This window comes from Microbulbifer celer, from assembly GCF_020991125.1.
In the GTDB taxonomy this organism is placed as follows: Bacteria; Pseudomonadota; Gammaproteobacteria; order Pseudomonadales; family Cellvibrionaceae; genus Microbulbifer; species Microbulbifer celer.
The window spans coordinates 2,802,048-2,823,165 of record NZ_CP087715.1 but is presented as its reverse complement, the minus strand read 5'-3'; the positions used below and the strand labels follow the sequence as shown (position 1 = coordinate 2,823,165).

The following is a 21,118-nucleotide window of genomic DNA, read 5'->3' as shown; positions in this document are numbered from 1 at the left end:
GTCGTGGATTATTCGGATTAGAGGGTTACCGGTTCCAGCCCTGATGTCCGCGACCTCTTGGAGGCGGCGGTTTGCGTGAGCTGCCGAGATCGATAACCTGCGATCAGCTGCTTACAACATCGCGGGCAGTTCGTGTAATAACTGTGTTTTTTCTTTCAGGATACGTCGGGCGCTGTGGGCGCTGACCGGCTCAAAGTCCAGCCGCTGGTTGGCCTGCAGCTGTCCCAGCCGATGCAGGTCGGCGCTGATCACGTGGGCGATACGCGGGTAACCGCCGATGGTCTGTCCCTCCACGAAACTGATAATCGGCAGGCCATTGGGCGGCACCTGGACGGTGCCCGGGCAGAGCGCGGAAGAGACGAGCTGGGGGAGATCTGTGGTTGCCAGTGGCTCGCCGGTGAGGCGAATCCCCATACGGTTGCTCTGAGGCGACACCGCAAAACCACCGTGATGGAATGCGCTCAGTGCCTCCGCAGAAAAATACCCGGCCTCGCAGCCCGGGACCACGCGGATCAGCGGCCGCGTCCGGTAGTCCAGGCGGAATTGCGGTGGCAGTTCCCGCGGCGCAACGTATCGGCAGTGTTGCAATGGGACGTGGTCGCCGGTTCGAAGAGACCTGCCGTGTAAACCTCCGAATCCGCTAATCAGATGGGTTGAGACACTGCCGAAAACCGGGGCGAGGTCGATCTCGGCGGCGAGTGCCAGATAGGCGCGGGCTCCGGATTTGAGGGCGCCGAAGCGCAGACGGTCGCCGGCAGCCATATTCAACACGGCGTTATTGGGTACGGCGTTTTCATTGTGGCTAAGATCGAAGCGCGCACCGGTTACCGCAATGGAAACATCGGTGGTGAACTCTATCTCCGGCCCGGTCAACGCCACCTCGATACCGGGGTGCGCGATGGGATTCCCCAGCAGTAAATTGCCTAGCGCCATGGCAAAGGTGTCCGCGGCACCGCCGCGGGCGACGCCCCAGCGCATCAACCCGGGGCGGCCGACGCTCTGGATACTGGTCTGTAGGCCGGGCTGGATAATGTGGAGACTCACCGTCTTGCCCCCCGGCTTTTCTGTATATTCCCCGCATTGGCCAGATCGGTTTCGGCGGTATCGATCGGTATTTTCTCCGGCTCGGCAAACGGATCTGTTTCTGCGAACTGCTGTGCACTGATGGCCACGAACCGGATCCGATCCAGCGGCCGCGCGATAAATGCCGGGTCCCGTTGTGGGCGAAACAGTGCCAGTGGAGTGCGGCCGATGATTTGCCAGCCCCCGGGCGTCTGCTGTGGATAGATGCCAGTCTGGCCACCACCGATACCCACCGAGCCTGCCGGGACATTCAATGTTGGGCGGTCCTTGCGCGGGCAGTGCAGTTGCTTGTCCAGTCCGCCGAGATAGAGAAACCCCGGGGTAAAACCCAGCATGTGCACGAGGTAGTCGGTCGCGCTGTGGCGTCGGATGACCTGGTCGGCAGGGAGCCCAACGTGGTTGCTGAGTGCTTGCATGTCCGGGGCAAATTCGGGGGCATAGCAGACCGGAATTTTGATCTGGTAGCGCGGGCCCGCAACCGGCGATGGTTGTGTCAGTTGTACGCGCACCAGTTCATTCAGTGTGTCGACAAGACGCTGCGTGCCCGCGCCATCATCCGGCAATTGCAAAAGATCAAAGCAAACCGTCAGACACTGATAAGCGGGGACCAGTTCGGTAACCCCGGGAATGGACGCCGACTCGATGGCCTGCGCCAGGGCGATAATCGTTTCGCTCAGGTCCGGGCCGGGGGCATCCGCAAAGCGGATATCCAGAGCGCTATCGCCGTTGGTCTGCAGCTCGAATGTACGCTTTGTAAATGATCCGGGCATCAGCTTGCCGAGGGTCCGAGTTTAAATCCTGCCTGTCGCAACGCCTGCTGTAGTTTGCGCGCCGTTCTTTCTGCACCCGGGGTGTCGCCGTGCAGGCAGATGCTGTCGACGGAAAACTGTAGCGGCGTGTTGTCGATGTCACCGAAAGTTGCGCCACTGGCCAGGGCGAGTACCTGCTGCAGGCATTGGTCAAATTCTTCAATCACTGCGCCCGGCATACTGCGGGGGGAGAGCCGGTGCGCATTCAGGTACCGGCGATCCATAAACCCTTCGCGCAAAAACGGATGATTCAATTTTTTCGCGGCGCGCTCCATGGCGGCATTGGCCAGTCCGAGAATCTGCAGGTGGGGAAATTCTTTGTGAATAAAGTCCACCAGTACTTTCGCCAGCTGATCATTCGCTTCGGCATCGTTATACAGCGCGCCGTGCAGTTTGATATGGCTGAGCGCAATTTGCATTCTGCCGGCTTCAGTTTCGAGGCGTTGAATCTGTTCCCATATTGAATCGAGTAACTGTCCGTGCTCGATCGGCAGGGAAACCCGACCGAAATTTTCCCGGTCGGGATAGCCTGGGTGGGCGCCGGCCGCGAGCTTGTTGTTAAGTGCATTTTCCAGCGATAACGCCATGGTGGTGGCATTGCCCGCGTGTCCGCCACAGGCAATATTGCAGCGGGAAATAAACCGCATAATCTGCGCATCGCGCGCGAGGTCTGCCGCGGTTTCTCCCTCTCCCAGGTCGCAATTGATGTCGATGGTTTTCACGCTCTGCACACTCCCTCGCGGTGTGTCGATCAGGCTTTCTTTAGCATGGATTTCAGGAAGCGCCCCGTGTGGGAGCCTTTCACTTTGGCCACCTGTTCCGGCGTGCCAGCGGCAATGATCTGGCCGCCGCCGGAGCCACCTTCGGGGCCGAGATCCACAATCCAGTCTGCGGTTTTGATCACGTCCAGGTTGTGTTCGATCACCACGATGGTATTGCCGTGATCCCGCAGCCGGTGCAACACGTCCAGTAGTAATTGAATGTCGGCAAAGTGCAGGCCGGTGGTGGGTTCGTCAAGAATGTACAGGGTCTGGCCGGTATCGCGCTTGGAGAGTTCACGGGACAATTTCACCCGCTGCGCTTCACCGCCAGACAGGGTGGTCGCCGCCTGGCCGAGTTTGATATAGGACAGACCCACATCCATCAGCGTCTGCAGCTTCTTGGCAATGGACGGTACCGGATCGAAAAATTCCCGCGCATCTTCCACGGTCATCTCGAGTACTTCGTGAATATTTTTGCCCTTGTAATGCACTTCAAGGGTTTCGCGGTTGTAGCGTTTGCCCTTGCAGGTGTCACAGGGCACATAGATATCCGGCAGGAAGTGCATTTCTACCTTGATCACGCCATCGCCCTGACAGGCCTCACAACGTCCGCCTTTCACATTGAAGCTGAAGCGGCCCGGCTTGTAACCGCGCGAGCGCGCCTCCTGAGTACCGGAAAATAGTTCACGAATCGGGGTGAAAATACCAGTGTAAGTCGCCGGGTTCGAGCGCGGGGTGCGGCCGATCGGGCTCTGGTCGATATCGACACACTTATCGAAATGTTCCAGCCCTTCCACCGCCCGGTGGGGCGCTGCCTTCAAGGTGGTCGCCTTATTCAGGGCGGTGGCCGCCAGCGGATGCAGGGTGGCATTGATCAGGGTGGATTTACCGGAGCCGGACACGCCGGTAACACAGGTGAACAGGCCTACCGGCAGCTCCAGGTCCACATCCTGCAGGTTATTACCGGTGGCGCCCTCGATGCGCAGAACCTCTCCGGGGGCGGGGAGGCGTTTTTCCGGGACCTTGATCTGCTTGGCGCCGGACAGGTACTGACCGGTGAGCGAGCGCTCACACGCGGCGATTTCTTCGTGGGTGCCCGCGGCCACTACTTCGCCGCCGTGTACCCCGGCACCGGGGCCGATATCGACAATAAAATCTGCCGCGCGGATGGCGTCTTCGTCGTGCTCCACCACGATCACGGTGTTGCCGATATCCCGTAAATGCGTGAGCGTTGCCAGCAGTCGCTCGTTGTCCCGCTGGTGCAGGCCGATGGAGGGCTCGTCGAGGATGTACATCACGCCGACGAGGCCGGCGCCGATCTGGCTGGCCAGGCGGATGCGCTGCGCCTCACCGCCGGACAGGGTCTCGGCACTGCGGTTCAGAGTCAGGTAGTTGAGCCCCACATCCACCAGGAAGCGGAAACGATCGCGCAGTTCCTTGAGAATCTTGTCGGCGATTTCTTTCTGTGCGCCCTTGAATTTGAGCTGGTGGGCGAAGTATTCAAACGCATCTCCCACTGGCAGCTCGGTAATCTGCGACAGGGTCTGGTTGTCCACAAACACATTGCGGGCTTCCCGGCGCAGGCGTGTGCCGTTGCAGTCAGGACACTTCTGGGTGCTGAGGTATTTGGCCAGCTCCTCGCGTACGGATTGGGACTCGGTATCCCGGTAGCGGCGCTGGAAGTTGGGGATGATGCCCTCGAAGGTGTGGCGGCGGATGGTGACGTCGCCGCGGTCGTTCACATAGCTGAAGTCGATGGGCGTGTCACCGCTGCCGTAGAGAATGACCTCTCTGTCTTTTTTGCGCAGTTTTTTCCACGACTTGTCCAGGTCGAAACCGTAGTGCTCCGCCAGCGAGTCGAGCATGTGGTAGTAGTAGATGTTGCGCCGGTCCCAGCCGCGGATCGCGCCTTCGGAGATGCTGCTCTCCGCGTCGAGGATCACCTTGTCTTCATCGAAGAACTGTTTCACACCCAGGCCGTCACAGGCGGGGCAGGCGCCGGCGGGGTTGTTGAACGAGAACAGGCGCGGTTCCAGCTCGTCCAGTGAGTAATCACACACCGGGCAGGCATGGCGGGCGGAGAACAGGCGGTCTTCCTGGTCGCCGTCCATAAAACTGATGGCGGCAATGCCGTCGGTAAGGTTCAGTGCGGTCTCGAAGGACTCCGACAGGCGCAGCTGCAGGTCGTCGCGTACCTTGAACCGGTCCACGACCACTTCCACGGTGTGCTTCTTGCGCTTGTCGAGCTTCGGCGTGTCGTCCAGGTCGCACACGGTGCCGTTGATACGCGCACGCACAAAGCCGTCCCGGCGCAGCTGCTCGAATACGTGCAGGTGTTCGCCTTTGCGGTCGCGCACGATCGGCGCCAGGAGCATGATCTTGCTGCCCTCGGGCAATGCCAGGACCTGGTCCACCATCTGGCTGATGGTCTGGGCCTGCAGGGGCTCGTGATGCTCGGGGCAGCGGGGTTCACCGACCCGGGCGAACAGCAGCCGCAGGTAGTCGTAGATCTCGGTGATGGTGCCCACCGTCGAGCGCGGGTTGTGGGAGGTGGACTTCTGTTCGATGGAGATGGCCGGCGACAGCCCCTCTACGGTGTCCACATCGGGCTTTTCCATCATCGACAGGAACTGGCGGGCGTAGGTGGACAGCGATTCCACATAACGCCGCTGGCCCTCAGCATAGAGGGTGTCGAAGGCGAGTGAAGACTTACCTGACCCCGACAGACCGGTAATCACGATCAGCTTGTCGCGGGGAATATCGAGATCGATATTCTTCAGGTTGTGGGTGCGGGCACCCCTTACATAAATCGTATCCACGCAGAATCCTGTTGTTGATGCTGGATGTCCCGGCCAAAATCGGGTGAGAGAGAGTCCGGGCAAAAGAAAACGGTCAAGTATAATCCTCTGCCCGGGTGTGCCAAAATCCGCTGCAATGTATTAGTCCAGTCGAAAAGGGAAATCATGATTCCAGTCATTCTCTGCGGTGGTACCGGTTCCCGCCTGTGGCCGCTGTCCCGCGAGGCCTATCCCAAGCAGTTTCTGCCGCTGGCGGGCGCCCGGACCATGCTCCAGGCGACGGCCCTGCGCCTCGATGGCATGGACGGGATCGAGGCACCGATACTGGTGTGCAACGAGAATCACCGCTTTGCCGCCGCCGAGCAGCTGCTGGAGATCGATCGCGCCGCCCAGTCCATTCTGCTGGAGCCCAGTGCCCGCAATACCGCGCCGGCCATCGCCCTGGCCGCGCTGGCGGCGACCGAGGGCGGCGAAGACCCGTTGCTGCTGGTACTGCCCGCGGACCATGTGGTCGCAGATACTACCGCGTTCCAGCGCGCGGTGAGCGGCGCTCGTGCGTTGGCGGAGAGCGGCCACCTGGTCACCTTTGGGATTGTGCCCACCTGTGCCGAGACCGGATATGGTTATATCCGCAGTGGTGATGCCGTCAGCGGTGGCTGGAAGGTGGCGGAGTTTGTGGAAAAGCCGGATCTGGCCACGGCGGAAAAGTACCTCGCCAGTGGCGACTACAACTGGAACAGTGGCATGTTCCTGTTCCGCGCGTCCCGCTACCTGGAAGAGCTGGGGCAGTATTGCCCGGAAATACTCGCCGCCTGTCGCGCCGCCTATGCCGGTGCCGGACGGGATCTGGATTTTACCCGTATAGACGCGGAGGCGTTCGCCCGATGTCCGTCGGATTCCGTCGACTATGCGGTAATGGAAAAGACCGAAGCCGCCGCGGTAGTGCCGATGCAGGCGGGATGGAACGATGTGGGCTCCTGGTCCGCGCTGTGGGAGCTGGCGGAGCGGGATGACAATGACAACCTGCTGCGTGGCGATGTAATGACCGAAGAGACCTCCGGCTGTCTGGTGCACGGTGGCGATCGCCTGATCGGGGTGCTCGGGGTCAGGGATCTGGTGGTCGTCGATACGGATGATGCCCTTATGATCGCCGACAAGAGCCGGGTGCAGGAAGTGAAGAAACTGGTCCAGCGCCTGAAAAAAGACGCCCGCAGCGAGGCGGAGCGCCACCGCAAGGTCTACCGCCCGTGGGGCTATTACGACTCTGTCGATGGCGGCGAGCGCTTCCAGGTCAAGCGCATTGTGGTCAAGCCCGGCTGCCAGCTTTCCCTGCAGATGCACCACCACCGCGCCGAACACTGGATTGTGGTACGCGGCACCGCCATGGTCACCCGCGGCGAAGACAAGCTGCTGGTGACCGAGAATGAGTCCACGTATATTCCCCTAGGTGTTGTCCACCGTCTGGAGAACCCGGGGACCATTCCCCTGGAACTGATCGAGGTCCAGTCCGGGAGTTACCTCGGCGAAGACGATATCGTCCGTATTGAGGATCAATATGGGCGCAATTGACCTTGCGGGTCAAATAGCCTGAATCTATCCGGGTATTAGAGACGGAGGGATCAACCTCCGTCGCTGTGGCTGCTACAATGCGCCGCAATTTTACTCAGCATCATTATCGTCGACGATAGGATGCGCTCCGATGGATGTGCCCGGACCCTTTCATGAATCCAGTTGAACGTCGCGCTCTCGCCGGCCTCGCCTCCCTCTACGTCTTCCGCATGCTCGGCCTGTTTATGGTGCTGCCGGTGTTGTCCCTGTATGGCGACGAATACCTGCACAGCACACCGGCCCTGCTGGGGGTGGCATTGGGGGCCTACGGTCTCAGCCAGGCCATCCTGCAGATTCCCCTGGGCGTGCTCAGCGATCGCTGGGGGCGCAAACCGGTGATTTACTGCGGGCTGGCGATATTCGCCGGTGGCAGTGTGCTGGCGGCGGTCACCGATTCGGTCTATGGCCTGATAGCCGGGCGCATTCTGCAGGGGGCCGGTGCCATTGCCGCCGCTACTATGGCCCTGGCGGCCGACCTGACCCGGGATGAGAATCGCGGTAAGGCAATGGCGGTGATTGGCGCCTCCATTGGTGTGGCTTTTGTGCTGGCGGTGGTACTCGGTCCTCTGGTGGCAGGTATCGGCGGGCTGTCGGCCATTTTCTGGCTGACCGCGTTGCTCGCCTTGCTGGGAATACTGCTGGTCTGGCGGCTGGTGCCGGATCCACAGGTTTCCCTGCGTCGGGGGCCTGTGAGCGGTGATTTCAAGCGCTTGCTGGCACAGGGAAGCATCTGGCGTCTGGTGAGTGGGGTTTTCTTCCTGCACCTGCTGCTGACCATGTTATTCGTGCCACTACCGCTCACGCTGGTAGAAAAGCTGGGGCTGGCCAGTGAGGCGCACTGGAAACTCTACGGACCGCTGATGCTGGGGGCGTTTGTGATCATGCTGCCGCTGATGCGGATGGCGGAAAAGCGTCAGCAGGTACCTGCGGCCATGCGCCTGGCGCTGCTGGGGTTGATCTGTGGCAGCATCGCCCTGATGCCGGATGTGCACGGCGGCTGGGTAATCGCGAGCCTCGGGGTTTTCTTTATTGCCTTTAACCTGCTCGAAGCCCTGCTGCCAGCGCAGCTCACCCGGGTGGCCCCTGAGGCGTGCCGCGGTGCGGCGACCGGGCTGTATGCGACCCTGCAGTTCCTGGGTGCCTTTGTCGGTGGCAGCCTGGGCGGGGTGCTCTATGGGCAGGGCGGTGCCGGTGCGGTGGCGACCTTTGGCCTGGGGGTGCTGGTGGTGTGGTCGCTGGTCTGGTGGCGTCTGCGGCGCGGGTCCCTGGCATCAGCGGCAGTCTGACGGGCGGGGCGCCGGCGTGCGGTGACGGCCGGGGGCGAGTGTTGTATGCTGCTGGATAAAAATACATGACTTGTGTTGCGGCGGTCTGCTGCGACAGTTTACCGATTTAAATTCCATTTTTGAGATTACACCGGCCCTCGGGGCCGAGCGACAGGAGAAATTTATGGCCAGCAGGGGCGTGAACAAAGTAATTCTGGTTGGCAACCTGGGGGCAGACCCCGAAACCCGTTACATGCCCAGTGGCGGCGCGGTGACCAATATCAACGTCGCTACGTCTGAAACCTGGAAAGACAAGCAGACCGGTCAGCAGCAGGAGCGCACCGAGTGGCACCGGGTGGTGTTCTTCAACCGCCTGGCAGAGATCGCCGGCGAATACCTGCGCAAGGGTAGCAAGGTGTACCTGGAAGGCTCCCTGCGCACCCGCAAATGGCAGGACAAGACGACCGGCCAGGATCGCTTCACCACCGAGATTGTCGCCGGCGAAATGCAGATGCTCGACAGCCGCGGGGAAGGCGGCTTCCAGCCGGGGCAGGGCGGTGGCTACGGCCAGAACCAGAATCAGGGGGGCGGCTTTGCCCAGAACCAGGGCGGTTATCAGGACGAGTACGCCCAGGGCCGCTCAGCGCCTTCGCCGATGGCACCGGGCAGCCAGCAGCAGGCGCCCCAGAACCAGGGCGGCAACCAGCCGCAACCCCCGGCGGGCGGTTTTGACAACAGCTTCGACGACGATATTCCCTTCTGATTGGATCTGACTTCGAATGCCCATGCACCACACCGGCTATCTGCCGGACTCTGTTGCGGTCATCGGTGCCGGTAACGCCATCGACAGCGTCCTGCACAAAGGGCTGCAGCGGGTGGGTTTCCGCACCCAGCTGCTGACCGCGTCGGAGATCGACCAGCTGCGCCCCGGAGCCCTGGTGCTCAATGCTGCCTGCTGTGGCGGTGCGGCGCACATGGCTGAAGCGAAAGAGGCCTGCGAGCGCCTGTTGCAGCAGGAGTTTCACGCCCTGTTGCACTTGTCTTCCTACCGGGTTTTTGCCGGTGGCCAGCGTAAAAAGCTGGATGAGGAAGATCTGCCGGATCCGGACAGCGAAAGCGGGCGCAACTGGCTCGAATGTGAGCGACTGCTACTGAACCACGCTGAGTCGAAGGGCAATGTCAGTATCCTGCGCCTGGGCTGGCAGGTGGATCGCGGTGAAAAGGCGCTGTTGGGGCGGGTGATCGGCGGGTTGCTGGCGGGCAAGCCGGTCAGGCTCGACGATACCAGCAAAGGCAGCCCGGTGACGGTGGCGGATATGTCGCGGGTGGCGGTCGCCATGATGCAGCAATTGGCCAGTGGTGGCCCGGTATCGGGCGTTTACCACTACGGCGCTGCAGATCAGTGTACGGCAATGGAGTTCGGTCGCGAGGTGGTGGACCGGGTGCGATCACTCTACGGCGAAGAGTTCGAGGCGGAGCTGCTGCCATTGGAAGAAGAGCGGGCCGATAGCTCGGCGATTCTCAGCTGTTGCAAGGTAAGAGATTCGTTTGGCATCCAGCAGCGCAGTTGGCGCCAGGGGCTGACCCGTCAAGTGGAATTGTGGCTGGAGCGCATGCAGCAGGCGAGTAATTGACCGCTCCCGCAAGTTGACGCTGAGGTTCCCATTTCCACAGAACCAAAAACGGCGAGCCAATGGCTCGCCGTTTTTGTATCCGGTGTTTCTGTGCGATGGCGAGGTGTCGTCACACCTTATCGAACACCAGGCTGGCATTGGTACCGCCAAAGCCGAAGCTGTTGGACAGCGCGCGACGCACTTCCGTCTCACGCAGTTCGGTAACGAGATCCAGGCCCTCGGCGGCTTCGTCTATTGTTTCCACATTGGCGGAGGCCGCAATAAAGTTGTTCTGCATCATCAGCAGGGCATAAATGGCTTCCTGCACACCGGCGGCACCCAGGGAGTGGCCGGTCAGGGATTTGGTGGAGGCGAACGCCGGTACCTTATCGCCGAATACTTCCTTCATCGCCCGCAGTTCCGCCACATCGCCCACCGGAGTGGAGGTGCCGTGGGTGTTAATGTAATCCACACTGCCATCCAGTCCCTGTCCGTCCATGCCGGCCAGCGCCTGCTGCATGCAGCGGGCAGCGCCCTCGCCACTGGGGGCCACCATGTCATAGCCGTCGGAAGTGGCACCGTAACCCACCAGCTCGGCGATGATATTTGCACCGCGGGCCTTGGCGTGTTCCATTTCTTCCAGCACCACACAGCCGCCGCCGCCGGCAATCACGAAACCGTCGCGATCGGCGTCGTAGGGACGGGAGGCTTTGGTGGGAGTGTCGTTGTACTTGGATGAAAGCGCGCCCATGGCGTCGAACAGGTGCGTCAGGCTCCACGCCAGCTCTTCACCGCCGCCGGCGAAAACGATGTCCTGCTTACCCATCTGGATCAGCTCGGCACCATTGCCAATACAGTGCGCGGAAGTGGCGCAGGCGGAGGAGATCGAATAGTTGACCCCTTTGATCTTGAATGGGGTAGCGAGACAAGCGGATACAGTACTGCCCATCACCTGGGGAACCCGGAAGGCGCCCACGCGACGCACACCCTTGGTCTTCAGGATTTCTGCAGACTCGATGATAGCGGCGGTGGAGGTGCCACCGGAACCCATCACCAGCCCGGTGCGCGGGTTGGAAATGTCGGACTCTTCCAGCCCGGACATGGCGATGGCTTCGGCCATGGAAATGTATGCGTAAGCGGCGGAGTCGCCCATAAAGCGCAGCTGCTTGCGATCAATATGTTCCTTGATATCAATATCCACAACGCCCGCGACCTGGCTGCGCAGGCCCAGTTCCGCATATTCATCCATATAGCGGATGCCGCTGCGGCCGGCTTTGAGGGAGGCCAGTACTTCCTCGGTGTTATTGCCGATACAAGAAGTGATGCCCATTCCGGTAATTGCTACCCGGCGCATAGTGATCTCCAGTAAAGCTTGTTCAGTGAGTTTTTATTGTTGTGCACGGACATTGTTGTGCCCGGATTGACAACAGAATTAAAAGTTGTCGGTGCGGGTGAAAAGGCCAACCCGGAGGTCCTTGGCGGTATAGATTTCGCGGCCGTCTACCGCCACGGAGCCATTGCCAATGCCCATCACCAGCTTGCGCTCAACCAGGCGGCTCATCTGGATATGGTAAGTAACCTTCTTGTTGGTCGGTAGGATCTGGCCGGTAAACTTTACTTCGCCGCAGCCCAGTGCGCGACCGCGGCCGGGGTTGCCCTTCCAGGCCAGAAAGTAACCGAGCAGCTGCCACATGGCATCAAGGCCGAGGCAGCCGGGCATGACCGGGTCGCCGGGGAAGTGGCAATCAAAGAACCACAGGTCCGGGGTGATATCCAGCTCGGCAATCAGTTCTCCTTTCCCGAACTCGCCGCCATCTTTGGAGATGTGGGTGATGCGATCCAGCATCAACATGTTGGGTGCGGGTAGTTGGGCGTTGCCCGGACCGAACATTTCTCCCCGGCCGCAGGCCAGGAGTTCGTCACGGGTGTAGCTGCTTTTTTGAACAAAATTACTCATTGGGTCCCCGATTCTGGGCATTTTTACACGAGCCGGCATTCTAAAGGCTAAGGGTAGCTTGTCCAGTCAGTCAGTACCCTTTTTGTGACTGGAAAAGTCCCTTTCAACCATTGACCCCTGATAGTAACCCGGTTTTATGGGGGAGTGAGCGACAACTTCCCATCGCCGTGCCAGACTGATTCTTGTCATCATTTTGTGATAACTTGCAGAAAAACGGCATAGTGTTGTGCCAATTTGTCGTTCAAGGGGGATAAATGCTCAAAAAATGTCTCTTCCCTGTGGCCGGTTACGGCACGCGTTTCCTGCCCGCGACCAAGGCGATGCCCAAAGAGATGCTCCCGCTGGTAAACAAGCCCCTGGTGCAATATGGCGTAGAAGAGGCCATTGAGGCCGGGCTCACCGAAATCGGCTTTGTGACCGGGCGCGGCAAGCGCGCCATCGAGGATCATTTTGATACCAACTTCGAACTCGAACACCAGATTGCCGGCACCGGTAAAGAACGTTATCTGGACAGCGTGCGTTCGGTGATCAATGAGGCCAGCTTTTCCTACACCCGTCAGGGGGAGATGCGCGGTCTTGGGGACGCCATTCTCCAGGGGCAACGCCTGATCGGCGATGAGGCCTTTGGCGTGGTACTTGCAGATGACCTCTGTCTGCACGATGCGCTTGGGGTGCTCGGTCAGATGGTGCAACTTTACAAGCAGTTTCGTTGCAGCATTGTGGCGGTAGAGGAAGTTCCGAAGGAACAGATCCACAAATTTGGCGTTATTGCCGGCAATGAGATCAAGCCGGACCTGTACCAGGTCACCGACATGGTGGAGAAGCCCGCAGCGGAAGATGCCCCGAGCAATATGGCAATCATCGGCCGCTATATCCTCACGCCGGATATTTTTGATCTGATCCGCCAAACCCCGCCGGGTAAAAATGGTGAGGTACAGATCACCGATGCGTTGCTGGCACAGGCCCAGCAGGGCTGTGTGCTGGCCTATCGCTTCAAAGGGCGCCGCTTTGACTGCGGCTCCGTGGATGGCTTTATCGAAGCCACCAATTTCGTTTATGAAAATGTATACCTGCCTGGAGAAAAAGGCTGAAATGACTGAGCTTACGTGTTTTAAAGCTTACGACCTGCGTGGTCGTGTTCCCGACGAATTGAATACGGATGTTGCCTACCGTGTGGGCCGCGCATTTGCCCAGTTTCTGGACGCGCGCCGCGTGGTGGTGGGGCACGATATCCGCCTGACCAGCGCCGAGCTCACCGACGCGCTCGCCAACGGCCTGCGCGACGCTGGTGCTGATGTATTCCACATTGGTGAATGTGGCACCGAAGAAATTTACTTCTCCACTTTCCATGGCGACTTTGACGGCGGTATCTGCGTGACCGCGAGCCACAATCCGATGGATTACAACGGCATGAAATTCGTGCGCGCAGGTAGCCGTCCGATCAGTGGCGATACCGGCCTGTTGGATATCAAGCGCCTGGCGGAAGAAAACAACTTTGCGGAAGTCGAAAAGCGCGGCGAACTGCACTCCTATGCGCACCGTGAAGATTTCGTCAAGCACCTGCTGGGTTATGTAGATACCTCTGCATTGAAGCCGCTGAAGCTGGTGGTCAATGCGGGGAACGGTGGTGCTGGTTCGGTGGTGGATGCACTGGCGCCGAGCCTGCCGTTTGAATTTGTGCGTGTGCACCATGAGGCGGATGGCAATTTCCCCAACGGTATCCCCAACCCGATCCTGACGGAAAACCGCGAATCCACCGCAGCGGCGGTGCGTGAAAGTGGAGCGGATTTCGGTATCGCCTGGGATGGTGACTTTGACCGCTGTTTCTTCTTTGATGAAAACGGTGATTTCATCGAAGGTTACTATGTTGTCGGCCTGCTGGCGGAGGCTTTCCTGGTCAAGCACCCGGGTGCCAATGTGGTTCACGATCCGCGTCTGACCTGGAATACCGAGGATATCGTGCGCGCTGCTGGCGGTGAGCCGGTACAGAGCAAGACCGGCCATGCGTTTATCAAGGAGCGGATGCGTAAAGAAGATGCAATTTACGGTGGTGAGATGAGTGCGCACCATTATTTCCGTGATTTTGCCTATTGCGACAGCGGCATGATTCCGTGGTTACTGGTGGCGGAGCTGGTGAGCCGTGCCGGCAAGCCGTTGTCTCAGTTGGTGGGGGAGCGTATGGCGGCTTTCCCTTGCAGTGGTGAGATCAATTCCAAGGTGGAAGATCCGGCAGCGCTACTGAAGGCGGCGGAAGAGAAATATGCCGATGGCGCCAACAGTGTTGAGCATGTGGATGGCCTGAGTGTCGCCTTTGATGATTGGCGCTTCAATCTGCGTATGTCCAACACCGAGCCGGTGGTTCGCCTGAATGTGGAATCCCGTGGGGATGAGGCGTTGATGAAGGCCAAGACCGAAGAGCTGCTTGGTCTGATTCGCGGGTAGTGGGTTTTGGGCTGGTGCTTCGTTGTGACTCCTGTTGCACTTTGTAGCGGGGTTTAGTGGCGGCCCTGCTATCCGGGTACTGCCTCGCGAGACACGCCGTGAACCCATCCATGGGGGCTCTTCTAAAACGTCCCTGTTTTAGAAGGTCTCGCAAGGCAGTACCCGATATCAGGGCCTTCGCATTACAGTTTCGTGGTTTACACAACCAGTAGTAGGTTGGTGGGGCGAAGTCAAAAATCTGATGCGAAGGTAGGGTGCCGGGTGGAAGGTTTCGAAAGCGTCAGCGACAGGGACGTCGCTGACGCAGCGTACAGGGATGTATTCACAGCGGTTTCGAAACCTTCCACCCGGTGCCCTGCCGCCACCAAATGTTATAAAGGCCCCAACAACCAAAAAGCCCCGAATTCACTCCGGGGCTTTTTCCTGCGTGGTGCGCTGGGCTACACGGTCCGCTCAATCGAAAATTCCGCCAACTGCCGCAGCGCAGTCTTGTATTCACCTTCCGGCAAAAACTCCAGCTTTTCCAGCGCGAGTTTTACCTCTTTTTTGGCGCGGTCAAAGGTGTAATCCAGCGCACCACAGGCGTCGATGGCAGCCACAATCTCGGTCAGTTTCTCAGAACTTTTCTGTTCGATGGCTTCTCTTACCAGTGTCGCTTGTTCGGCAGTGCCGTGCGCCATTGCATAGATCAGTGGCAGGGTGGGTTTGCCTTCCGCCAGATCGTCACCCACGTTTTTGCCCAGCTCTTCCGAATTGCCGCGGTAGTCCAGCGCATCGTCCACCAGCTGGAAGGCAGAGCCCAGATGGCGGCCGTAGAGCTTCAGGGATTCCTGTTGCTCCGCAGTGCAGCCCGAAAGTACCGCCGCCGTCTCACAGGCCGCCTCGAACAAGGCGCCGGTCTTCTTGTGGATAACGTTCAGGTAATTGGCCTCGGTCACCGCCGGGTCGCCCGCGTTGACCAGCTGCTGTACCTCGCCCTCGGCGATAGTGTTGGTGGTGTCCGACAGAATCGACATGACGCCCATATTCTCAAGCGCCACCATCATCTGGAATGCGCGGGAATACAGGAAATCGCCCACCAGCACCGCCGGCGCATTGCCCCATTGGGCATTGGCGGTAAGGCGGCCGCGGCGCATATCCGATGTGTCTACTACATCGTCGTGGAGCAGAGTCGCGGTGTGGATAAACTCGATAATGGTGGCGAGACCGATATGGTCGTTGCCCTGATAACCGGCCGCGCGGCTGCACAGCAGTACCAGCAACGGGCGCAGGCGTTTGCCGCCGGCTTCCACAAGGTAGTGACCGATGTTCTCCACCAGGGGAACGTCGGAGTGCAGTTGGTCGAGGATATGCTGGTTCACGGCCGCGAAATCGTCGGCGGCTACCTGGTGGAAAGGCAACATGCAGGGTTCCTTATACTGCGATTCAGACAAAGATGGTTTCAGATCGGCGGCAAGCCTATCCGTTTTCGGGGCGCGCCAAAAGGATGGGGGGTGCCAAAAGCGGCTATTGTATCAATCGGGCGGATTGATTAGAATCTGCGCCCCGCTCGATCCGGGTGCGTCCGCTATTTATGGCGTCGCGTCGGGTCACCGGAGCAGGAAATGATGTTTAACATCTGTTTGTTTTATAACACGGCGCAAGCTCCCAAAATGCTGGCTGTGCGGTCACAGACCCCGCCGCTGCTTCGTGTCGTCCATATCGGAGCATAGTAATATGTACGCTGTAATTGAAAGCGGTGGCAAGCAGCACCGTGTTGAAGAAGGCGAGGTTCTGCGCCTGGAAAAGATCGAAGTCGCCACCGGCGAATCTATCGATTTCGACAAAGTTCTGATGGTTGTTGATGGTGATTCCATCAACATCGGCGCCCCTGTCGTGGATGGTGCCAAGGTGACTGCTGAAGTGTTGAACCACGGTCGCGGTGAGAAGGTGAAAATCATCAAATTCCGTCGTCGTAAGCACTCCATGACTCGTCAGGGCCACCGTCAGTGGTACACCGAAGTCAAAATCACTGGCATCAAAGGCTAATCACCAGGTAATAGAAGAGGAGTAACTACTCATGGCACATAAGAAAGCTGGCGGTAGTACGCGCAACGGTCGCGATTCCGAGAGTAAACGCCTGGGCGTTAAGCGCTTTGGCGGTCAGGCTGTCTCTGCAGGCAGCATCATCGTTCGTCAGCGTGGCACCAAGTTCCACGCCGGTGTCAACGTTGGTATGGGCAAAGATCACACCCTGTTCGCTACCGCTGATGGTGTAGTGAAGTTTGAGGTGAAAGGCGCCAATAACCGGAAGTTTGTTTCCATCGAAACAGCCTGAGTGAAACTGAAAAGCTGCTGCGCAAGTGCCTGACAGCGCCCGGCGGTGCTCACAATGCTCACGTACTATAGTACGCTCCGCTTGTTGCGCTCCGGCGGGCACCTCAGTCATTTGCTCGCTACGCTTTTCAGCGTCCCTCAGCGGTCGCCAAAAAAAGAAGCCCCGCAATTGCGGGGCTTTTTTGTTTGATCTGCCGCAAATTACACTGAAGACCGGTATATCCGGTAAGTAGAGTCATGAAATTTGTAGATGAGGCGCCAATCAAGGTGCAGGCCGGCAACGGCGGTAAGGGCTGTCTGAGTTTTCGTCGTGAGAAGTTCGTCGCCAAGGGCGGTCCCGACGGCGGTGACGGTGGCGACGGTGGTTCCGTATATCTGGTGGCCGATGAGTCACTCAACACCCTGGTGGACTACCGCTATCAGCCCAACTACCAGGCCCAGAATGGCGAGCCCGGACGCGGACGCAACTGCACCGGTGCCAAGGGCGAAGATCTGGAGTTGAAGGTGCCAGTGGGCACTACCGCCATAGATGAGGACACTGGGGAGACCCTGGGGGACCTGCTGGAGCACGGGGAAAGGCTTCTCGTCGCTCAAGGTGGATTCCACGGCCTGGGGAATACCCGTTACAAGTCCAGTACCAATCGCGCCCCGCGCCAGACCAGCCCCGGCTCTGAGGGAGAGCGGCGCCAGCTCAAGCTGGAGCTCAAGGTGCTGGCGGATGTCGGCATGCTGGGCTTGCCCAATGCCGGCAAGTCCACCTTTATCCGCGCCGTTTCCGCAGCCAAGCCCAAGGTGGCGAATTACCCCTTCACCACCCTGGTGCCCAATCTCGGCGTGGTGAAGGTGCAGAAATACCGCAGCTTCGTGATTGCCGATATCCCCGGGTTGATCGAAGGGGCCGCCGAAGGCGCCGGTCTGGGCATCCGCTTCCTCAAGCATTTGACCCGCTGCCGTGTGCTGTTGCATTTGGTGGATCTGGCGCCGTTTGACGGCTCTGATCCGGCGCAGAATGCGTTGTCTATCGAGCATGAGCTGGCGTCGTTCAGTCCCACCCTGGCCAAGCGCGAGCGTTGGCTGGTGCTGAACAAGACGGATCTGGTGCCCGCGGATGAGCTGGAAGAGCGCTGTCAGTCAGTGATCAATGCGCTGGGCTGGCACGGGCCAGTATTCCGGGTGTCGGCAATTCGCGGTGAGGGCACCGACGTGCTCAGTGGTCAGTTGATGGACTACCTCGAAGAGCGCAAGCAGCAGGAAGAGTTGGATGGCGAGCTGTTCGAGGCCGAGCAGGCCGCACAGCGCCAGATGCAGGAAGAGGCGCGTGAGCGAATCGAGGAGTTGCGCCTGGCGCAGCGTGCCAGGCGCAAGGGTGCGAAAGAATCTGACGAGGATGATGAAGATTGGGACGACGATGACTACGACGTCGATGTAGAATATCGCCCCTGATTTATGGCTTCCACCAGTGCAATATCCTGAAGGAAGCCCTTCTCACACGAGGAAGACATGGACTCCATCTCGGCTCGCCAACAGTTGTCTGCCAGCAAGCGCTGGGTTATCAAGATCGGCAGTGCGCTTTTGACGGACAACGGACGCGGTGTCAATCGCGCCGCGATCCAGAACTGGGCCGGTCAGATTGGCGCCTTGCGTCGGCAGGGTATCGAGGTGGTGCTTGTTTCTTCTGGAGCGGTGGCCGCGGGGATGGATCGCCTGGGCTGGCGCAGGCGGCCCGAGTCGGTACATCAGCTGCAGGCCGCGGCTGCGGTAGGCCAGAGTCACCTGGTGCAGGTGTACGAGCACGCCTTTGGCCAGTACGACTGCCGCACAGCCCAGATTCTGCTGGATCACGATGATCTCTCTAATCGCACCCGCTATCTCAACGCGCGCAGTACCCTGAAAACGCTTCTATCCCTCGGTGCGGTGCCGATCATCAACGAAAACGACACCGTGGTGACCGATGAGATCCGCTTTGGGGACAACGACACTCTGGGGGCCTTGGTGGCCAACCTGGTGGAAGCGGATGTGTTGCTGATTCTTACCGATGCCGATGGCCTGTTTACCCAGGACCCCAGGGACAATCCGGATGCAGAGTTGGTGCGCGAGGCGGTGGCGACAGATCCGAGGCTGGTGGCCATGGCCGGGGATTCCCGCAGCGGGCTCGGTCGCGGCGGTATGTCTACCAAGGTGCGGGCAGCGCAGCTGGCGGCGCGCTCCGGTGCGTGCACGGTAATCGTCGGTGGTGCCATCGACTCGGTGATCGAGCGGGTGGCCACAGGTGAGAATCTGGGTACTCTGCTACTGCCCGAAGCGGACCCGCTGGCGGCGCGCAAGCGCTGGTTGGCGGGGCAGTTGCAGGTGCGCGGTGAGCTGGTGTTGGATGCCGGTGCGGCGCGCGCGCTGCGCAGCCAGGGCAAGAGCCTGTTGCCGGTAGGGGTGACGGCGGTCAGTGGCCGTTTCCATCGCGGCGAGCTGGTGAGCTGTATCGGTCCCGGTGGCGAAGAGGTCGCCCGTGGGCTGGTAAATTACGACAGTACCGAGGCGCAGCGGATTCTCGGGCAGTCCTCAGCGGAAATTCTGGAATTGCTGGGGTACCGGGATGACGATGAACTGATCCACCGGGACAATCTGATTCTGCTGTGATTTTGGGCGCGAGGGTGTTCAGAATTTTGTGTCATTTCTTTACTATCAGCAAAAAATCCGGTTTCCCTGATTGGATAACCGGATCTTCCGAGGTGCGGCCTTAAGCTGCAATTCTTAAGTCAGCAGCATTACGCTATCTGCCGGCTGTTGGTTAGGAGCAGGGAGAAGGGGGGGTGGGGTTAGTTGGGCATTCTTGGATAACGAATGTCCCTGACTTCTCGGGAATGTAGTAATCAAACAGAACAATTACCACATTGATGGTGTTGCCATGTGAATCGCTCACCACTCGAACTTGTAGATTTTCAAGCCCTCCGGCTTCCAGCGGGACGCTGTTATTTGCTTCATCTAGCACTTCTAGTATATTTACGTCGACTTCGCCGTTTCCAGTTACTGTGTACTCGAAAAATATTCGTCCTCCTGACTCTAGCTCGATTACGTACTTGTTTTCGAGCTTGTCCGGAAGTATTCCGAGCGCGTGACTTACATCTTCGACCTGCCTAAAGATCGAACCTGCTTGTGTTTGGTTGTCGAGATAATCTCTAAAATCTGCTTTGCAGTAAGCGCAATTTACAAAGCTCCATGCGTTTTTGATAACGTCTTCAGGCACTTTACCTGATTTGAAAAATTCACTTAGATTGTTCATATGTGCAACCAAGGAGTCCGCTAAATTTTGGATCCTTGAGGGGGTCTGAATTTCTTCAGTGCGGGGTACTACACCTGTTCCGCCATGGCCTGGCGGCGTTGGTGGAAGTGGAATCCACTCAACTGTACCTGAAAAGGACCACACCTTTTGGTTGGGGGGGTCAATAATGTGAATTAATGCGGTGTCCTTGGGAGTTAAATTATCCGCGATCCACGTGAGGGCCATTGTGTTGGCTTCATCCTTGGTGCATCCATTGCAAACATCCTTCCATTCTATACTTGCTGCAGAAGCTGATATCGGTGTTAGTAGCAGCGCTGCTATTAAAAGCGTCATCGCTTTAATCATGGGTACTCCTTTTAATGCTAAACATGTTGATAATCGTTATCAACATTTGAAGTGTATTTTAGTCTTTTGCAGATGTGAAGCCGTGTGTAATGGGTTGTAATGAGTGTGGATGTTCTTGGGTGTATGGTGCTGGTGTGCAGAATGTGGCGAGTTGGGGGTCAACAAGATCTCAAAAAAATGAGGGCACTCTCATGAGTCGGGGCGAAAAGTCCCGCACAACTTACTTCCTCAGCAGGCTACTGCTTAGCCCACTCGGGCTACGGTGCACTTCGTCTTTGAATCCGGGTGTTAGTAAGTATATTTCGCTAAGAATCTATATCTGCTAGGAAAGTCACTCTCGGACAGCTGAAGGGCAGATTCTACCCACTCAACGGGAATGTTCTGCGTGAAGGTGCTCAGGTCGCAGAAGGACTGGAGGGAGTTGATATCGAAGAAGGGCTGTTGGAGAGACACAAAAAATCCGGTTTCCTTATCTGGAAACCGGATTTTCCGGCGGTCGGGCCTACGCTGCAATGCTTAAGTGAACAGCATTACCGCGATGCGGGGCTTTTTGCGTTCAGGAAGTGGTGCCTCAGGCAGCCAGCTTCTTGATCTGGGCGTTCAGGCGGCTCTTGTGGCGAGCAGCCTTGTTCTTGTGAATGATGCCCTTGTCAGCCATGCGGTCGATGACCGGAACGGCAGCCGCGTATGCGGTTTTGGCTTTTTCTGCATCACCTGCATCAATGGCCGCAACTACCTTTTTGATGTAGGTGCGCACCATGGAGCGCAGGCTGGCGTTGTGATTGCGACGCACATCATTCTGGCGCGCGCGTTTCTTCGCTTGAGGTGAATTGGCCACCGGTTG

At 58.8% G+C, this 21,118-nt stretch carries 19 protein-coding genes; 10 read left to right on the top strand and 9 right to left on the bottom strand.

Annotation, left to right across the window (positions count from 1 at the left end):
* Positions 1-111: 111 nt before the first annotated feature.
* Genes LPW13_RS11855 through uvrA form a run of 4 tightly spaced genes read right to left on the bottom strand, consistent with a single transcriptional unit; the run spans position 112 to position 5,472 of the window.
* A complete protein-coding gene (locus LPW13_RS11855) occupies positions 112-1,044 on the bottom strand; it encodes a 5-oxoprolinase subunit C family protein (protein WP_230435636.1) in 933 nt (310 codons plus the stop codon).
* Positions 1,041-1,853, bottom strand: coding sequence for a 5-oxoprolinase subunit PxpB (gene pxpB, locus LPW13_RS11850; RefSeq protein WP_230435634.1), 813 nt, complete (start codon positions 1,851-1,853; stop codon positions 1,041-1,043). The genes LPW13_RS11855 and pxpB overlap by 4 nt, the downstream gene beginning before the upstream one ends.
* Positions 1,853-2,614 (bottom strand): LamB/YcsF family protein, encoded by a 762-nt coding sequence (locus LPW13_RS11845; protein ID WP_230435632.1) that lies wholly within the window; start codon positions 2,612-2,614, stop codon positions 1,853-1,855. The genes pxpB and LPW13_RS11845 overlap by 1 nt, the downstream gene beginning before the upstream one ends.
* Before the next feature lie 29 nt (positions 2,615-2,643).
* A complete protein-coding gene (gene uvrA, locus LPW13_RS11840) occupies positions 2,644-5,472 on the bottom strand; it encodes an excinuclease ABC subunit UvrA (RefSeq protein ID WP_230435630.1) in 2,829 nt (942 codons plus the stop codon).
* A gap of 144 nt (positions 5,473-5,616) precedes the next feature.
* Between uvrA and LPW13_RS11835 the strand changes: the two genes are divergently transcribed.
* The 4 genes from LPW13_RS11835 to LPW13_RS11820 all read left to right on the top strand — a co-directional run bounded on the left by LPW13_RS11835 (position 5,617) and on the right by LPW13_RS11820 (position 9,958).
* Positions 5,617-7,020, top strand: a complete 1,404-nt coding sequence (locus LPW13_RS11835) for a mannose-1-phosphate guanylyltransferase/mannose-6-phosphate isomerase (RefSeq protein ID WP_230435628.1) — start codon at positions 5,617-5,619, stop codon at positions 7,018-7,020.
* A 152-nt stretch (positions 7,021-7,172) separates the two neighbouring features.
* Positions 7,173-8,345 carry an MFS transporter gene (locus LPW13_RS11830; RefSeq protein WP_230435627.1) on the top strand — a complete coding sequence of 391 codons (1,173 nt, stop codon included), beginning with the start codon at positions 7,173-7,175 and terminating at the stop codon, positions 8,343-8,345.
* Between the two features lie 163 nt (positions 8,346-8,508).
* Complete coding sequence (gene ssb / locus LPW13_RS11825; RefSeq protein ID WP_230435625.1) at positions 8,509-9,087, top strand: single-stranded DNA-binding protein; 579 nt, start codon at positions 8,509-8,511, stop codon at positions 9,085-9,087.
* A gap of 16 nt (positions 9,088-9,103) precedes the next feature.
* Positions 9,104-9,958, top strand: a complete 855-nt coding sequence (locus LPW13_RS11820; RefSeq protein WP_230435624.1) for a sugar nucleotide-binding protein — start codon at positions 9,104-9,106, stop codon at positions 9,956-9,958.
* A 109-nt stretch (positions 9,959-10,067) separates the two neighbouring features.
* Here LPW13_RS11820 and fabB read toward each other — a convergent pair whose 3' ends face one another.
* Both fabB and fabA read right to left on the bottom strand, forming a co-directional pair.
* Entirely contained in the window at positions 10,068-11,291 is a 1,224-nt protein-coding gene (fabB, locus tag LPW13_RS11815; RefSeq protein WP_230435622.1) for a beta-ketoacyl-ACP synthase I, read from the bottom strand.
* A gap of 78 nt (positions 11,292-11,369) precedes the next feature.
* Positions 11,370-11,894, bottom strand: a complete 525-nt coding sequence (fabA, locus tag LPW13_RS11810) for a 3-hydroxyacyl-[acyl-carrier-protein] dehydratase FabA (protein ID WP_230435621.1) — start codon at positions 11,892-11,894, stop codon at positions 11,370-11,372.
* A 254-nt stretch (positions 11,895-12,148) separates the two neighbouring features.
* Here fabA and galU point away from each other — a divergent pair, with 254 nt between their 5' ends.
* Together galU and LPW13_RS11800 are read left to right on the top strand one after the other, a co-directional pair.
* The gene (gene galU / locus LPW13_RS11805; protein WP_230435619.1) at positions 12,149-12,985 is read left to right on the top strand and encodes a UTP--glucose-1-phosphate uridylyltransferase GalU; all 837 of its coding nucleotides are present in this window, start codon (positions 12,149-12,151) and stop codon (positions 12,983-12,985) included.
* 1 nt (position 12,986) lies between these two features.
* On the top strand, positions 12,987-14,336 hold the full coding sequence (locus LPW13_RS11800; RefSeq protein WP_230435617.1) for a phosphohexomutase domain-containing protein: 1,350 nt from the start codon (positions 12,987-12,989) through the stop codon (positions 14,334-14,336).
* 440 nt (positions 14,337-14,776) lie between these two features.
* Here LPW13_RS11800 and ispB read toward each other — a convergent pair whose 3' ends face one another.
* Entirely contained in the window at positions 14,777-15,739 is a 963-nt protein-coding gene (gene ispB / locus LPW13_RS11795; protein WP_230435615.1) for an octaprenyl diphosphate synthase, read from the bottom strand.
* A 313-nt stretch (positions 15,740-16,052) separates the two neighbouring features.
* Between ispB and rplU the strand changes: the two genes are divergently transcribed.
* From rplU to proB, 4 genes are all read left to right on the top strand, one after another.
* Positions 16,053-16,364 (top strand): 50S ribosomal protein L21, encoded by a 312-nt coding sequence (gene rplU, locus LPW13_RS11790; protein WP_230435614.1) that lies wholly within the window; start codon positions 16,053-16,055, stop codon positions 16,362-16,364.
* 31 nt (positions 16,365-16,395) lie between these two features.
* Positions 16,396-16,653 carry a 50S ribosomal protein L27 gene (rpmA, locus tag LPW13_RS11785; RefSeq protein WP_010132157.1) on the top strand — a complete coding sequence of 86 codons (258 nt, stop codon included), beginning with the start codon at positions 16,396-16,398 and terminating at the stop codon, positions 16,651-16,653.
* 236 nt (positions 16,654-16,889) lie between these two features.
* Positions 16,890-18,095 carry an Obg family GTPase CgtA gene (cgtA, locus tag LPW13_RS11780; RefSeq protein ID WP_230435613.1) on the top strand — a complete coding sequence of 402 codons (1,206 nt, stop codon included), beginning with the start codon at positions 16,890-16,892 and terminating at the stop codon, positions 18,093-18,095.
* Positions 18,096-18,152: 57 nt separating this feature from the next.
* Positions 18,153-19,286 (top strand): glutamate 5-kinase, encoded by a 1,134-nt coding sequence (gene proB / locus LPW13_RS11775; RefSeq protein WP_230435612.1) that lies wholly within the window; start codon positions 18,153-18,155, stop codon positions 19,284-19,286.
* Between the two features lie 151 nt (positions 19,287-19,437).
* Here proB and LPW13_RS11770 read toward each other — a convergent pair whose 3' ends face one another.
* Both LPW13_RS11770 and rpsT read right to left on the bottom strand, forming a co-directional pair.
* Complete coding sequence (locus tag LPW13_RS11770) at positions 19,438-20,274, bottom strand: hypothetical protein (protein WP_230435611.1); 837 nt, start codon at positions 20,272-20,274, stop codon at positions 19,438-19,440.
* Between the two features lie 571 nt (positions 20,275-20,845).
* Positions 20,846-21,112, bottom strand: a complete 267-nt coding sequence (rpsT, locus tag LPW13_RS11765) for a 30S ribosomal protein S20 (RefSeq protein WP_230435610.1) — start codon at positions 21,110-21,112, stop codon at positions 20,846-20,848.
* Positions 21,113-21,118: the final 6 nt, after the last annotated feature.

Coding starts and splice junctions, on each gene's coding strand:
- galU (WP_230435619.1), top strand. CDS start 12,149: ATGCTCAAAAAATGTCTCTTCCCTGTGGCCGGTTACGGCACGCGTTTC.
- LPW13_RS11835 (WP_230435628.1), top strand. CDS start 5,617: ATGATTCCAGTCATTCTCTGCGGTGGTACCGGTTCCCGCCTGTGGCCG.
- pxpB (WP_230435634.1), bottom strand. CDS start 1,853: ATGCCCGGATCATTTACAAAGCGTACATTCGAGCTGCAGACCAACGGC.
- LPW13_RS11830 (WP_230435627.1), top strand. CDS start 7,173: ATGAATCCAGTTGAACGTCGCGCTCTCGCCGGCCTCGCCTCCCTCTAC.
- rplU (WP_230435614.1), top strand. CDS start 16,053: ATGTACGCTGTAATTGAAAGCGGTGGCAAGCAGCACCGTGTTGAAGAA.
- fabA (WP_230435621.1), bottom strand. CDS start 11,894: ATGAGTAATTTTGTTCAAAAAAGCAGCTACACCCGTGACGAACTCCTG.
- proB (WP_230435612.1), top strand. CDS start 18,153: ATGGACTCCATCTCGGCTCGCCAACAGTTGTCTGCCAGCAAGCGCTGG.
- LPW13_RS11800 (WP_230435617.1), top strand. CDS start 12,987: ATGACTGAGCTTACGTGTTTTAAAGCTTACGACCTGCGTGGTCGTGTT.
- rpmA (WP_010132157.1), top strand. CDS start 16,396: ATGGCACATAAGAAAGCTGGCGGTAGTACGCGCAACGGTCGCGATTCC.
- cgtA (WP_230435613.1), top strand. CDS start 16,890: ATGAAATTTGTAGATGAGGCGCCAATCAAGGTGCAGGCCGGCAACGGC.
- ssb (WP_230435625.1), top strand. CDS start 8,509: ATGGCCAGCAGGGGCGTGAACAAAGTAATTCTGGTTGGCAACCTGGGG.
- ispB (WP_230435615.1), bottom strand. CDS start 15,739: ATGTTGCCTTTCCACCAGGTAGCCGCCGACGATTTCGCGGCCGTGAAC.
- fabB (WP_230435622.1), bottom strand. CDS start 11,291: ATGCGCCGGGTAGCAATTACCGGAATGGGCATCACTTCTTGTATCGGC.
- LPW13_RS11770 (WP_230435611.1), bottom strand. CDS start 20,274: ATGATTAAAGCGATGACGCTTTTAATAGCAGCGCTGCTACTAACACCG.
- LPW13_RS11820 (WP_230435624.1), top strand. CDS start 9,104: ATGCCCATGCACCACACCGGCTATCTGCCGGACTCTGTTGCGGTCATC.